The organism is Actinomyces sp. SKVG-SVH-4(1), from assembly GCF_048514265.1.
Taxonomy (GTDB): Bacteria; Actinomycetota; Actinomycetes; order Actinomycetales; family Actinomycetaceae; genus Actinomyces; species Actinomyces oris.
In genome coordinates, this window is sequence record NZ_JBGEVE010000015.1 from 1 (window position 1) to 14221 (window position 14221).

General features: G+C 65.9%; 10 protein-coding genes. 7 read left to right on the forward strand and 3 right to left on the reverse strand.

Annotated elements, in window-relative coordinates:
• Positions 1-77: 77 nt before the first annotated feature.
• Entirely contained in the window at positions 78-2204 is a 2127-nt protein-coding gene (locus AB7V09_RS10920) for a glucose PTS transporter subunit IIA (RefSeq protein ID WP_419143770.1), read from the reverse strand.
• A 376-nt stretch (positions 2205-2580) separates the two neighbouring features.
• Between AB7V09_RS10920 and AB7V09_RS10925 the strand changes: the two genes are divergently transcribed.
• The 4 genes from AB7V09_RS10925 to AB7V09_RS10940 all read left to right on the forward strand — a co-directional run bounded on the left by AB7V09_RS10925 (position 2581) and on the right by AB7V09_RS10940 (position 6605).
• A complete protein-coding gene (locus AB7V09_RS10925; protein WP_065362531.1) occupies positions 2581-3237 on the forward strand; it encodes a hypothetical protein in 657 nt (218 codons plus the stop codon).
• A 48-nt stretch (positions 3238-3285) separates the two neighbouring features.
• Entirely contained in the window at positions 3286-4944 is a 1659-nt protein-coding gene (locus AB7V09_RS10930; RefSeq protein ID WP_009406380.1) for an ABC-F family ATP-binding cassette domain-containing protein, read from the forward strand.
• Positions 4945-5179: 235 nt separating this feature from the next.
• On the forward strand, positions 5180-5572 hold the full coding sequence (locus tag AB7V09_RS10935) for a HesB/IscA family protein (protein WP_271289332.1): 393 nt from the start codon (positions 5180-5182) through the stop codon (positions 5570-5572).
• 40 nt (positions 5573-5612) lie between these two features.
• Positions 5613-6605, forward strand: a complete 993-nt coding sequence (locus tag AB7V09_RS10940) for an FKBP-type peptidyl-prolyl cis-trans isomerase (RefSeq protein WP_419143771.1) — start codon at positions 5613-5615, stop codon at positions 6603-6605.
• Between the two features lie 102 nt (positions 6606-6707).
• On the opposite strand, the gene AB7V09_RS10945 is transcribed toward AB7V09_RS10940, so the two are convergent.
• Positions 6708-7331: a superoxide dismutase gene (locus AB7V09_RS10945; protein WP_009405978.1), complete on the reverse strand. Its 624-nt coding sequence runs from the start codon at positions 7329-7331 to the stop codon at positions 6708-6710.
• A 180-nt stretch (positions 7332-7511) separates the two neighbouring features.
• Here AB7V09_RS10945 and AB7V09_RS10950 point away from each other — a divergent pair, with 180 nt between their 5' ends.
• The gene (locus AB7V09_RS10950; protein ID WP_004565060.1) at positions 7512-7955 is read left to right on the forward strand and encodes a hypothetical protein; all 444 of its coding nucleotides are present in this window, start codon (positions 7512-7514) and stop codon (positions 7953-7955) included.
• Here the strand turns inward: AB7V09_RS10950 and AB7V09_RS10955 are convergent.
• Complete coding sequence (locus AB7V09_RS10955; protein WP_419143772.1) at positions 7939-9657, reverse strand: DEDD exonuclease domain-containing protein; 1719 nt, start codon at positions 9655-9657, stop codon at positions 7939-7941. The genes AB7V09_RS10950 and AB7V09_RS10955 overlap by 17 nt on opposite strands.
• Before the next feature lie 188 nt (positions 9658-9845).
• Between AB7V09_RS10955 and AB7V09_RS10960 the strand changes: the two genes are divergently transcribed.
• Both AB7V09_RS10960 and AB7V09_RS10965 read left to right on the forward strand, forming a co-directional pair.
• Positions 9846-10724, forward strand: a complete 879-nt coding sequence (locus AB7V09_RS10960) for a lysophospholipid acyltransferase family protein (RefSeq protein WP_419143773.1) — start codon at positions 9846-9848, stop codon at positions 10722-10724.
• A 130-nt stretch (positions 10725-10854) separates the two neighbouring features.
• Positions 10855-14221: hypothetical protein (locus tag AB7V09_RS10965; RefSeq protein ID WP_419143774.1), on the forward strand; the 3367-nt coding region annotated here is incomplete at its 3' end.

Here is a 14221-nt window from a genome sequence, read left to right on the forward strand (position 1 = left end):
GGCCGGATCCGTCCATGGACGGATCCGGCCCCACCGTTGTGTCTGCAGCCGATCAGGTCGGCGGCGTTACGTGAGGCTCAGGCCTCAGGCGCGGTGACCTTGATGAGGGCCTCGCCGGGCTCCACCGAGTCGCCGCCGACGACCTCGACCGAGGCGAAGGAGGCGGTGTTGGTGACGAGCACCGGCGTGGTCAGCGGGTAACCGGCCTGCTCGATGACGGAACGGTCCACGCGGACGAGCTCCTGGCCCGCGCTGACGCGGTCGCCCTGGGAGACCTTGACGTCGAAGCCCTGGCCCTCCAGGTTGACGGTGTCCAGACCCACGTGGATGAGGATCTCCACGCCGCTGTCCAGGGTGATGCCGAAGGCGTGCCCCGAGGACGGGGCCACGACGACGGTGCCGTCCGCCGGAGCCGTGACGACGATGTCGCCCTGGGGCTCCAGGCCCACGCCCTGTCCGACGGCGCCCGAGGAGAACACCGGGTCGGGGACCTTGTCCAGGTCCATGGTCGTGGCCTTGAGCGGCGAGGCGATCTCAGTGACCGCACCGGGAACCAGGGCAGGCTTGGGCGTGGGGGCCTTCGCAGTCCGGTCGCCCTCCTCCACGGGAGCAGCAGCCGCAGCGGCGGCCTTGGGTGCCTCAGCGGCCTGGGTCGGAGCGGAGGCAGCGGTGTTGCCGCCCTTGGTGACGCCCGCTGCGGCGAGCGCCTCGGCCCGCTCCTCCTTGGTGCGGTAGCCGAAGGTGACGATGAGGAAGAAGGAGGTGGCGAAGGCCGCGGCGACGGAGATGCCGTAGAGCCACATGGGGTTGAAGACCGGGATGGTCAGCAGCGAGGTGAAGACGAAGGTCGTGGTCGTGACGCCCTCAATGCCTCCCAGCATGCTGCCGATGCCCTGGACGAGGCCGCCCACGGCACAGCCGACGAGCATGAACGGGTAGATGCGCTTGAAGCGCAGGTGGATACCGTAGAGGCTCGGCTCGGAGATACCACCGAGCAGACCGGCGAAGAGGGCACCGGTGGCGGTCTGGCGCATCTCATCGTCCTTGTCGCGGAAGGACCACACGAGGACGGCCGCGGTGGCGCCGAAGCAGGCGAAGTTCCAGGCGCCCATGGGGCCCTGGATGAAGTCGGTGTGGTTCGTGGCCGCGGAGGCGATGTTGGCCAGCATGAGGGCGTTGAGCGGCCAGTGCAGGCCCAGCGGCACCAGGAAGGGGTAGACCATGGGGATGAGGATCGCGAAGATGATCGGGGCGTGAGAGTTCAGCCAGAACAGGGCCGTGCCCAGGCCGGTACCGATCCACACGCCCAGGGGGCCGATGAGGAAGGCGGTCACCGGCATCATGATGACGAAGGACAGGAAGGGCACGAAGACCATCTGCACGTTGGTCGGAACGACCTTGACCAGCCCCTTGTAGACCAGGGCCAGGATGGCCACCATCATGAGGGGGACGAAGACCTGGCCGCCGTAGCCGTTGAGCTGCATGGGCAGCCCGGCAATGTGCGCCGTGCACAGCTTGGAGTTGATCGTGGCGTTGTCGATGCAGGTCGTGCTCGGGTGCTTCTCCAGGTCGACGAACTCCGGCGTGAGCAGTGCAGCCATGATCGCGGTGCCGACCCACGGGTCGATCTTGAGCTTCTTGGAGGCGTTGTAGGCCACCATGATGGGCAGGAAGTAGAAGACGGCACGGAACATGGCGTCGACGAACAGCAGCGTGGCCGGCTTTTCCGCCGCATCCGCGTGGGTGTTGATGAGACCGAAGGCCTCACAGATGGCCTCACCCGCGATGATGAGGGAGGCGCCGAGCAGCGCCGGCAGCAGGGGACGGAAGGAGTCCGAGAGGTACTCGAAGAAGGCGTCGACGTAGGCGTTCTTGCCGCGGGCCTTGGCCCGGGCGGCGGCCTTGACGTCGGCGTCGGACTGGCCCGAGCCGGAGGAGCCGCCCTGGTTCTTCATGGCCGGCAGGCTGTTGATCTCGTCGTACACGCTCTGCACGGCACCACCGATGACGATCTGGTAGCGGTCCCCGGACTGGGGGACGGCGCCCATGACGCCCGGGATGGCCTCGACGGCCGCCTTGTCGATGCCGGAGGCGTCCTTGAGCTCGAAGCGCAGTCGGGTGGCGCAGTGGGTGAAATGGATGATGTTCTCGGCGCCGCCCACGGCGTCGAGGATTGCCTCAGGGGTTGAGGTCGTGGTTGCCATTCGGGCCCTTTCCTACTGAGCGAGGGTGACGAGGACGGAGGATGCACCCCAGTGCTCTCCGAGTCTCCGACGGGCTCGCTCTCGGTGGTGGGGATCTGACACCTCGTGCGCCACACGGGCGCAAAAAGGTGGTTGAGGAAGAGGGTACTGTCTCACGGCTCAGAACAAAAAGGGAACAGTCCGTCCGGATGGTGCCGCTGCCCTTCTCGAGACGGCCATTGGCCAAGACTCTGCGCGATCCCGGTATCCACTGGTCGGTGTTTGCGCAGTTGAGGCGGGTTGTGCGCACAGGCGCTCGGGCCAGTGGGTGCACCGTGGGAGCGGGTTCTGCACGCTTGAGGCACACCGACCCCAGTCTCACGCGAAGGAGCTCGATATGAGCGCGCAGACCTCCCTGGCCGCACAGCCGGCATCGCCGGTCCTACCGAACATCCCGGTTCGCCCGCCCACCACGACTCCGCCTCCCGTCCTTGCCCCGACCGCCGCGTCTGATGTGCCGCGGCTCTACGGTCCACCGGGATGGACGGTGCGCATCGGCCTGTGGCGCCTGCTGGAGCCCTGGCTCGACACCCCGCGCTGCCTGCCGGGGGAGAACCCGCTGCGACTGGATGCCCGGGGCGCCCCGGAGAGCGACTACGTGCCCTTCCGCGGCTTGGACGCCGCCACCGCGGCCGACCTGCTGAGCCGGCTGCCGGCTGCGGCACTGAGAGACCGTCAGAACCTCGCCCCGAGCCTCAAGACGATGCTGACCGCCTGCGCCGGGGCGGACGGGCAGGTACGCCTGTGCGGCTACGGCATCGGTCCCCAGCGGGAGGACGAGCGTCTGAGCGCTGAGGCCCTGTGGGTCGCCGACGCGGACCTGCAGGGCTACGAGGTCCTCGTCGAGCACAGCCGGGACTGCCAGTGCTCCGCGCTGTGGGAGCGGGTCAGAGACCGGTACGAGCTCGACGCCTGCTGCATTCCCGACGACATCGTGCGCACCCGGCCCGAGTGGGCCGGCGGCGGAGTCGGCTGGTGGATGTGGTGGGACTGATAGGCCCGTTGCGGTGGGCAGCACCGGCGGGCCCGTACCATGGCGCGCGTGATCAATGTCCAGGACCTCACCATGCGCATCGGTGCCCGCCAGCTCGTCGCTCACGCCGGCTTCCGGGTCGATAAGGGGATGCGCATTGGCCTCGTGGGTCGTAACGGCGCAGGCAAGACCACGATGACCAAGCTGCTCGCCGCCGCCTCCGTGGCCCAGGGCGCCGGCCGCGCCGTCAACGACGCCGACGAGCGCCACGGGCTGGAGGCCGTCGAGCACGAGGGCACCATCACCTGCACGAGCTCGGTGGGTTACCTGCCCCAGGACACCAAGGTGGGGGACCTCAGCGAGATCGCCCGGGACCGGATCCTCTCGGCCCGCGGTATCGACGCGCTCCTGGCCCGCATCCGCAAGGCCGAGGAGCGCATCGCCGACACCGAGGGGGAGGCCCAGGCCAAGGCTCTGGACCGCTACACGCGCCTGGACCACGAGTTCACCATGGCCGGCGGCTACGCCGCCGCCTCCGAGGCCGCCCGCATCAGCGCCGCGCTGGGCCTGCCCGACCGCATCCTGGACCAGCCCATCGGCACGCTGTCAGGTGGCCAGCGCCGTCGGGTCGAGCTCTCCCGGGTCCTGTTCCAGCAGCCCGACACGCTCCTGCTCGACGAGCCCACCAACCACCTCGACCACGACTCGATCCTGTGGCTGCGCGACCACCTGCGCACCTACGCCGGCGGCTTCATCGTCATCAGCCACGACGTCGAGCTCCTGCGCGACACCGTCAACCAGGTCATGTACCTCGACGCCGGTCGCGGGGTCCTCGACGTCTATCACCTGGGCTGGGACGCCTACCTCAAGCAGCGCGCCGACGACGAGCACCGGCGCCGTCGGGAGCGCGCCAACGCGGAGAAGAAGGCCGCCGCCCTGCGCGCCCAGGGGGAGAAGATGCGGGCCAAAGCCACCAAGGCCGTGGCCGCCCAGCAGATGCTCAAGCGGGCCGAGCGCCTCATGGCCGACCTGGAGGACGAGGCCGCCGTGGAGAAGGTCGCCCACCTGCGCTTCCCCGACCCCGCCCCCTGCGGCAAGACCCCGCTGCGCGCCTCCGGGCTGTCCAAGGCCTACGGCTCCCTGGAGGTCTTCGCCGGCGTCGACCTGGCCATCGACCGAGGCAGCCGGGTCGTGGTCCTGGGCCTCAACGGCGCCGGCAAGACCACGCTCCTGCGCCTGCTCGGCGGGGTGGAGGAGCCCGACTCCGGAGAAGTCATCCCCGGCCACGGCCTCAAGATCGGCTACTACGCCCAGGAGCACGAGACCATCGACACCGCGGCGAGCGTCGTGGAGAACCTGCGCCGCGCCGCCCCCGGCATGGACGACACCCAGGTGCGCAGCGTCCTGGGCTCCTTCCTCTTCTCGGGCGCGGACGCCGACAAGCCCGCACGGGTCCTGTCCGGCGGGGAGAAGACCCGCCTGGCCCTGGCCATGCTCGTGGTCTCCAGCGCCAACGTCCTCCTGCTCGACGAGCCGACGAACAACCTCGACCCCGCCAGCCGCGAGGAGATCCTCGGGGCGCTGGGCACCTTCGCCGGCGCCGTCGTCCTGGTCACTCACGACGAGGGTGCCGTCGAGGCCCTCAACCCCGACCGGGTCCTCCTGCTGCCCGACGGCGACGAGGACCTGTGGGGGCCGGAGTACCTCGAGCTGGTGGCCCTGGCCTGAGGGGCGGACTGCACCCTCCCGACCCGGGCGTGACGCCGTCGGACACAGTGAGTCCCCTCACCACGGCTCTGCGGTGCGGACCGCGTAGGGTTGTCACCAGGAACAAGGAATCGAGCTGGAGCGTTGGCTCCAGTGAATCCTTCAGGCGCTCGTCACGAGAGCCACCGCAGGACCTTCAGCGGCTCCGCACGAGGCGCCGCAGACGAACGTAGGCACACCAGATCAGGAGATGACCATGGCAGAGACCGCCCTGACCGACACCACTGACACCCAGACCCCCGAGCACGAGGTCATCCTCACCGAGACCGCCGCCGCGAAGGTCGCCAGCCTCCTGGCCCAGGAGGGGCGCGACGACCTGCGCCTGCGCGTGGCCGTCCAGCCCGGTGGCTGCTCCGGACTGGTCTACCAGCTCTACTTCGACGAGCGTCTCCTGGACGGCGACGCCGTGCGCGCCTTCCCCACGGGCAGCGACGAGATGGCTAGCGTTGAGGTGGTTGTCGACCGCATGAGCGTGCCCTACCTGTCGGGCGCCACCATCGACTTCGCCGACACCATCGAGAAGCAGGGCTTCACCATCGACAACCCCAACGCCGCCGGAAGCTGCGCCTGCGGCGAGTCCTTCCACTGATCCCTCCCGCGCAGGCCCCTCCCTCATTCAAGGAGCTCATGTGCGCCGCACATCCCTGACCCTGACCGCCCTGGCCGCGGCCGCCTGCCTCACGCTGGCCGGCTGCTCGGGGTCGTCCAAGAACGCCTCCGCCACGCCGTCGGCCCAGGCGTCCCCGACCCTGACCCGCTCGATCATCGACTGCGCTCAGGAGGCCGGAACGATCGAGACCGACTCCGAGGCGCTTCCGGCGATCGGAGGCGATGCGGGGGCCGAGCCGACCGTCACCTGGAGTGAGGGGAAGCAGGCGCCTGCCAACCTCGTCTCCAAGACACTCACCGCCGCGGAAGGCCCGGCGGTGTCCTCGGGCGACGTCGTCACCGTCAATTACGTGGGCTGGAAGTGGGGGTCAACGGAGGCTTTCGACTCCTCCTTCAAGAAGGGGGCCCCGGTCACCTTCGGCCTGACCGGGGTCATCCCCGGATGGACCTGCGGCCTGGCCGGGCACAAGGTCGGTGAGCGCGTCCAGCTGTCGATCCCGGGCAAGCTCGCATACGGCGAGACCGCCGATCCGGCTCGCCCGAACTCACCGACCGGGCCGCTCGTCTTCGTCGTCGACATCACCGCTCGTATCACGGGCGATGAGCTGACCCCGTCCACGAAGGACGCCACGGTCGACTCCGCGGAGGTCAAGAAGCTCACTGATCGCGGCGTGACGGTCTCCGGGGACCTGGGTGCTCCCGCGGCCGGCCTTGCGGGCCCCAAGGCCGAGGAGCCCCTGCAGCCGGAGGTCTTCGTCGTCGCCCGCGGCAAGGGCCAGGCGATCAAGGAGACCGACACCGTGGCCGTGCAGATGTCGCGTACCTCGTGGGACGGCACGACGAGGAGCTCGACCTGGGAGGACCACGCCCCCAGCGCCATGCCGGCCGGACAGATCCGTGCGGCCGGGCTGCCAGTGGGTTCCAGGATCGTGCTGCTGGCCCCCGGCAACTCCAACGGAGGGAAGCGTGAGTCGGCGTACATCTTCGTGATCGACGTCGAGAAGGTGATCTGAGCACGGAGCCGCTCAGGCAACCATTCGCGATAAGGCTGTGGCCCGCACCCCGTGAAGGGATGCGGGCCACAAGCCTGTGCGGCGCGTGTCCGCCGGCCGGCGTCAGCGGACGATGAGGCCCTGGGCCTTGGCGACGGCGTCGGCCAGGCGCTCGGAGACGTCCTGCCAGTTGGCGATGTTCCAGACGGCCTTGACGTAGTCGGCCTTGACGTTGAGGTAGTCGAGGTAGAAGGCGTGCTCCCACATGTCCACCATGAACAGCGGGATGGTGCCCACGGGTACGTTGCCCTGCTGGTCGAAGAGCTGGAAGGTGACGAGCTTTCCGGAGAGGGAGTCGTAGGCGAGCACGGCCCAGCCCGAGCCCTGGATGCCCATGGCGGTGGCGGTGAACTGCGCCTGGAACTTCTCGAAGGAGCCGAAGGAGTCCTTGATGGCCTCGGCGAGCTCGCCCTCGGGCTGGCCCCCGCCGTTGGGGGAGAGGTTCTTCCAGAAGATGGAGTGGTTGGTGTGGCCGCCCAGGTTGAAGGCCAGGTTCTTCTCCCACAGGTTGATGGCGGCCAGGTCGCCGGACTCGCGGGCGGCGGCCAGGGCCTCCAGGGCGGCGTTGGCGCCGGCGACGTAGGCGGCGTGGTGCTTGTCGTGGTGGAGCTCCATGATCTTGCCGGAGATGTGGGGCTCCAGGGCGGCGTAGTCGTAGGGGAGCTCGGGAAGGGTGTACACGGCCATCAAGGACTGCCTTTCGGTGGGTGAGGTGGCTTCAGTCCCGCCTCAGCAGGGCTCGTTAGGACTGAAGTCCTGAACATGGTTCATGCTAGACGTGGCGCCGGAAGAGGGATAGGGAGCCCGCGTGTGATTACACTGACCGCGGAAACACTGCCGTCCGTACCCGTCCACGAAGGATCCGCTATGACCGACCAGGCTGCTTCCGCCCGTCTCGAGCTTCTCGTCTTCTCCGACGACGCCACCGTGCGTCAGGAGGTCATCGACGGTGTCGGACGCCGACCGGCCAAGGGCCTGCCACTGGTGAGCTGGACCGAGGCGGCCACCGCCGAAGGTGTGCGCATGGCCATCAAGGACCGCGAGAAGGAGGGCCAGGCGCCCTTCGACGCGCTGGTCCTGGACGCCGAGGCCAAGAAGCTCGGCGGCATGGGACTGGCCCACGAGCTGTTCACCGAGCTCGACGAGCGCCCCGCCGTCGTCCTGCTGACCGCCCGCCCCCAGGACGACTGGTTGGCCGCCTGGGCCAAGGCGGAGGTCGTCGTGCCCCGCCCCCTGGACCCGCTGAGCCTCCAGGAGGGCGTCGCCAAGGCCCTCACCGCGCGCCGCGGCACCGTCACCCCCGCCGGCTGAGCCAGACGTCGGCCGCGCGGCGCTTGGCCCACGCTCGGCGCCCTCCTTCCTGCGAGGCCAGGACCTTGCGGTGGCGGGCAGCCGCACCGATCGGCCACGTGAGCACCGCGGGGTCGCCGTCGACCTCCACGATGCGGGCGCCCTCGTCCAGGATCCAGTCGGCCAGCAGGCTCGTCTCCTCAATGCTCGCCACCTCACCGACTCGGCCGGGCCGCTCAACAACCCGGGCGCTGGCGCGCAGCAGCTCGACGGCGGGGCGCGGGTCGGCACCCGGCGCGGTCGTCATGGAGCCGGCCAGCACGCCCCAGCGCACCACCACCAGTTCCCAGCCGCCGACCTCGCGCCGGCGGGCCGCCATGAGATGCGGGCAGGCCAGCAGGGGCCGCACCCGCTCGGCCCGATCCACCGCGCGCAGCAGGCAGCGCAGGCGGCCCGTCCAGGTCCCGGCCTCCTCGTAACGCTCGGCCCGGGACAGTGCCGCGATGCGCTCCAGCAGGGGAGAGGCCACCAGGTCGACCTCGCCCGACAGGCAGGCCAGTACCTCGGCGGGCTCAGCCGGGACGTCGTCGTGGCGCACCCGCCGCAGCTCGCGCCCGTCCCAGTGGCGCAGACGCAGCACCGACTCGGCGGCCCGCAGGGCCTCCTGGCCCCTGCCGCGGGAGGCGAAGGGGCCCACCGCATGGCCGACCTCCTCCGCGGGCAGCACGGTGGTCAGCGCCAACCGCGGCTCGGCGCCCGGGCCCGAGCCCTGGTCCAGGTGAAGCCAGGGCCGGCGCCGCGGGGCCCGGGAGCGGCGGTTGACCGGCGGGTCGAGCTCGGCGATCATCCGCAGCTCGCGCACCCGCGCCTCGATGAGCGTGGGGGTGGCGATGTGCCGCACGCTCACGGTGGTGTCCAGCATCTGGGCCACCTGGCGGCGTTTCTCCGCGGCGGTGAAGTAGGAGCGCACCCGGCGTCTGAGGTCCACGGCGCTGCCCACGTAGAGCACCTGGTCGGCCGCCGAGCGGAACTGGTAGACGCCGGGGCCGCTGGGCAGGGCGTCGGCCAGGCGGCTCTTGGCCCGGCGCTTGGCAGGGACCGGGTCGGAGGCGGTGGCCAGGTCCTCCAGGTGCGTGACGCCGAGCGGCGCCATGACCTCCAGGGCGGCGTGCAGCACGTCCACGGTGGCGCGCGCGTCATCCAGGGCCCGGTGCGTGGGACGGGTCTGGGAGCCCACGAAGGCGGCCAGCGTCCCCAGCTTGTGGTTGGGCACCTCGCTGCGGGTCCAGGCCTTGCGGGCCAGTGCCAGGGTGTCCAGCACGCGGGGCTCGGGCCACTCCAGGCCCAGGGCCGCTGCGGCGCCACGCAGGTGACCGACGTCGAAGCGGGCGTTGTGGGCGACGAGGACGACGTCGTCGGCCAGCAGGTCCGCCCAGTCCAGGAAGGCCTCCACACAGGTGCGCACGCCGGGGGCGCCGGCCACCATGGCGTTCGTGATGCCGGTGAGCATGGTGATCTGGGCGGGGATGGCGACACCGGGGTTGACCAGGGTGGAGAACTCCGCCACCACCTGTCCGCCGCGCACCTTGACGGCCCCGATCTCGGTCAGAGAGCGAGCGCCCGGCGCCCCGCCGGTGGTCTCCAGGTCCACCACGACAAAGGTCGCCCGCTCCAGGGGCGTGCCCATGTCGGCGAAGGACACCTGGGTCCCGATGGTGCTCACGGTCGCAGGCTAGAGGATGGCAGTGACATGCATCCTCGCCGGCAGTCGGGAAGTCGATGCGAGCAGGGTGGGAAGCACCCTAGAATCACCCCATACCCGAGCGGCACCGCCGGCTCCGGTGCCGTCCGTCTCCGATGGTGCAGGACCGTGTGGTGGCCGCCCAGCCAGCAGTTCACAGGAGGCCCCGCGTGGGATACGGACCCATCAAGGCAACAGTCGGCCCGGCCCTGGAGATGCTCTACCAGCCCTGGATCCGCGGCGAGGAGAACATTCCCGCCGAGGGCGCGGCGATCCTGGCCTCCAACCACCTGGCGGTCATCGACTCCTTCTTCCTGCCGCTGCTGGTGGACCGCGAGGTCGCCTTCATCGGCAAGGCCGACTACTTCACCGGCAAGGGAGTCAAGGGCTGGGCGGTGAAGAACTTCATGAAGACCGTGGGCACTATCCCCGTGGACCGTTCCGGCGGCAAGGCTTCCCAGGCGGCGCTCCAGGCCGGCATCAACCGCCTGCGCTCGGGGCAACTCTTCGGCATCTACCCCGAGGGCACGCGCAGCCCCGACGGGCGCCTCTACCGCGGTAAGACCGGCGTGGCCCGTATCGCCCTGGCCACCGGTGCCCCCGTGGTGCCTGTGGCGATGATCGGCTCCAACCTGGCTCAGCCGATCGGCAAGTCCATTCCCTCCACCCGCCACCGCGTGGGCATCGTCATCGGCGAGCCGCTGGACTTCTCCCGATACAAGGGCCTGGAGAACGACCGCTTCGTGCTGCGCTCCATCACCGACGAGATCATGTACGCCCTCATGGCCCTCTCCGGCCAGGAGTACGTGGACCTCTACGCGGCCGACGTCAAGAAGGCCATGGACTCGGAGAAGAAGACCGCCGACGAGGTCGTCACCGAGATGCTCGCCGCCCAGGCGCAGGCCCGTCCCTCGGCCGCCCCCGTGGCCGCGCCCGGTGGCCGCCCCGCCCCCGAGGTCTCCGTCCCCGAGCCTCCCGAGGACAAGAGCGGCAAGGACAAGAAGAAGGACAAGACCTCCGACGACGAGGCCGAGCCCGGTGCCGAGTAGGGGCGGGCGCGGCTGATCCCGGCAGGGCGAGGATTGCCTGACGGCTGACCAACCGGTTCCAGAGTGTCGGTGTGCTGCGATAAAGTTACGGAATCTTCCTGTAACATGCACCACACGATGAGGAGTGCTCATGGCTGCCATGGATCGCGACACTTTCATTCCCCTCGGGACATCGATTGTGAAGCTGCTCCTCATAGCCTCCGGACAGGGAGCACTCGCCACAGCGGTTGGCGAAGGTGCCGGGCTGTTGGCGAAGTTCCGGAGAACGCTGGAAATCGGCGGAAATCGGGCGGTCTTTGCTGAGAAGATCGCCGACGATGCAGCAAAGCAGCTGCTCCGAGAGCATCAGGGGATCTCCGAGGCTGACTGGCATGTGGCAGCCCGACAGGCGGCATCCCTCATCGACCAGCTCTCGGAGAAGGAACGGCTTGCCGCGGGATACAACTGGGAAGAGCTGCGCCGGACTCTTCTTGACCTGGGTGGCACAGACCTGCGCAGCGATCTGGCGGACGAGTCAGCGAGGCAGGCCTTCGACTGGGTGCTTGAAGTGGCCTGCCAACGCATTGCTGATTGCTTCACTGAGAAGGAGGCGTTGGCCTCTATTCTCGAAAGCGTCGAGGAAGTCCGTGCTGGGATTCAACGGCTCGCCGAACGTCCCGCTGGAGCCTCCCAGACGCGCGCCGTCGTTGCTGACCATATGGAGGTGGTCCGCGACCTTGCTCCCGATCCACTGGAGGATCGAGAGCGAGAGCTGGCCGAGCTAGAAACATTTGTCCGAGGTTCACAAGACACTTGGTACGCCATGGAGGCGGGCATGATTAGCGGCAAAACCGCCCTGATGTCCTCCTTCGCATTGAATCCGCCCGATGGCGTGCACATCGTTTCCTTCTTCATTCGTCGCATGGGTGGCGATGGGAATGACTGGAAAAGTTTTTCTTTCGTTGCTGGGGCTCAATTGGCAGAAATTTTAGGAGATGAGTACACAGAGCGGGTTTCTGAGCCGGCATCCCAGAACACCGAGTTCCGTCAACTTTTGCGTCGAGCAGCAACGGCTTGCCAATCAGACAAGAACCCTCGGCCTTTGGTTCTTGTCATTGACGGAGTGGACGAGGATTCCTACTACGAGCGACCAGATGAGGCTGCAGCTAAGTCCATTCTATCGTTGCTGCCGCGACATCTTCCCGAAGGTGTGAAGTTGGTGACGGCGTCTCGGCCGAACCCTCGGATGCCAGAGGATATAGTATGCAATTCTTCGAGGACAATTGCCTCACTTAAACCTTCTCCTATTGCTCAAGAGAAGATCAATCAGAAGGATATTGAAACGTTCTTCAAATCTGATCTCGCTGTCGATATCGGAGCATTTCTAGCGGCGTGTGGGGGTTCTCTCACCATCGATGAGTTGCGGCAGTTGATCGCTAGGCATCGCCATCTTGAGAATGTGCCCAGTAGAGACGTCAAGGCGTGTGTAGATCATTCTCCTGGTCGTATGCTCATGCGAGTCAACGTCGGCTTCGGAAACCAAGAAATCCCATCCTACATTCTGGGACATGACGCTGTTCTGCGTGCCGTGCTACGTGAGATTTCTCCCGACGGCTTCGGAAAAGATGATGAGTCAAAAGCTGAAACCTGGTGGGCGTCGGCCCGTGGTAGAGCCCTGAAGCCATATCGTCGTGTTATCCGGGCATGGGTGGAAAAGCGGGCTGCCGACGGGTGGAACAGCACAACTCCCAACTATATGTTGAGTGAGCCTTGCTTCGACATGATGACCGACGTGGATGTGGAGAAAAAACCGGCTATTGACCTCGTATTTGATCCAAATCGATACCATGAAGTATGGCGTCGATTCGGGAGGCGTTCCCATGTTCTGCGCACAATTGAACGTGATTACAGTAAAGTGTTGGAACTTTATGGTGACGAGGTTCCGGAGAATTCAGAGCGATTGTTTCTGGAGATCGTCGAACTAAAAAAGGCGCTCGCTCGTATGGAATCTTATTTGCCGGGCATGCTGGAATTGTCCTGCTTGTACTTTAATGCCCCCATTGAAGAAATTCAAGACACAGTGCTATCTCTAGATTCAGTTGAGGCCAGGTTAAGAGCTGTTGAAGAGGTAGGTGAAGCTTGTGTGCGAGGTGGTCGAGGCTGCGAACTGCTAAACTTCTTTCCGGAAGTGCTAGACTCACTAAATTCCTGCCCGAAGATTCGTGATGAACTTTCGAGAATACTGATCGATATTGTAGCTGTTGACATTGGGGCCTTAGGTCATGATGTAGATGAGGTTAGTTGGAGGACTTCGCTGCTGCGTAAGTATTCTGTTTGGTGTGGTTTTACCAAAGATTCTTTGCAAACTTCCGCCTGTGTGAATCCCTCATCTCTCGAAGTTGATTGCTGTAGCCAAGCGTATTCTTCATACTGGAATAGCCTGAAGGCAATAGTCGATAGTGTTGAAGAGCCTGCAATGCGGTTTAGAATTATAATAAAACTTTTGTGTGCGCTGATTGGTGTGAAGCGAACCGAACAGTCGCTTGTTGATGACGGTACAGTCTGGAGATGTAATTTCGAACCACATTTGTGTCTTAGTTCTGTCTCAAAAGGTGTCCCTACGCTAACTTCTGAAGTCTTGGCAGGCCATATTTGTGAGTTAGTTGAATCTATCGATAGTTCTCGATTGTGTGCCGAAGTGTCGAGGAATGCGGCGGTTGTCTTGTTAAGTGTGGGGATGATGGAGGAAGCTCGGCGCTGCGCCATTACTAGTCAACGGGCAGCTTGGCGGGTTGATGACTTTCGGTTACGTACTGAGGCATTGAGGAATGCTGTGGTTGCCTTGGTGAGTGTGGGGATGATGGAGGAAGCTCGGCGCTGCGCCAACGTTGTCGAACAGCTTTCTGGGCGGGTTAGTGGTTTCCGATGGAGGGCTGAAGCATTGGCTAATTCGGTAGTTTCGTTGGCAAGTGTGGGGTTAGCTGAACAGGCTGAAATGGTTGCGGAGGAGGTGCAGTGTGTAGTTGCGCAAATTGATGATCCATGGTGGAGAGTAGAGGCGCTGGTTAAGGTTCAGAAAGTCTTCGTTGATGGCGGTTTGATCGACCGAGCGCAGCGGATTGCTCAGGAGATTGATGATGTTCGCTTGCGCGATCAAGCTCATTTTAATTTGGTTAGAGAATTGACGGATTCGGGGTCGTTTGATCTAGCGCAGCGAGTGACTGGGCTGATCGGTGATTCTCGTTTGCGTGGTGAGGCGTTAATGAAGGTGGCGTGTGCGTTTGCTGGTGCGGGTCTACTCGAGCGGGCTCGGGAGGCCGTAGAGAAGGCGCAGCGGACGGTTGAGAAGGTGGCTGATTTTCGTTTGCGTGGTGAGGCGTTGATGAAGGTGGCGTGTGCGTTTGCTGGTGCGGGTCTACTCGAGCGGGCTCGGGAGGTCGCAGAGAAGGCGCAGCGGACGGTTGAGAAGGTGGCTGATTTTCGTTTGCGTGGTGAGGCGTTGATGAAGGTGGCGTGTG

Excerpts from the sequence above, each read along its gene's own strand:
- AB7V09_RS10945 (WP_009405978.1), bottom strand. The coding sequence starts at position 7,331 with ATGGCCGTGTACACCCTTCCCGAGCTCCCCTACGACTACGCCGCCCTG.
- AB7V09_RS10935 (WP_271289332.1), top strand. The coding sequence starts at position 5,180 with ATGGCAGAGACCGCCCTGACCGACACCACTGACACCCAGACCCCCGAG.
- AB7V09_RS10950 (WP_004565060.1), top strand. The coding sequence starts at position 7,512 with ATGACCGACCAGGCTGCTTCCGCCCGTCTCGAGCTTCTCGTCTTCTCC.
- AB7V09_RS10925 (WP_065362531.1), top strand. The coding sequence starts at position 2,581 with ATGAGCGCGCAGACCTCCCTGGCCGCACAGCCGGCATCGCCGGTCCTA.
- AB7V09_RS10920 (WP_419143770.1), bottom strand. The coding sequence starts at position 2,204 with ATGGCAACCACGACCTCAACCCCTGAGGCAATCCTCGACGCCGTGGGC.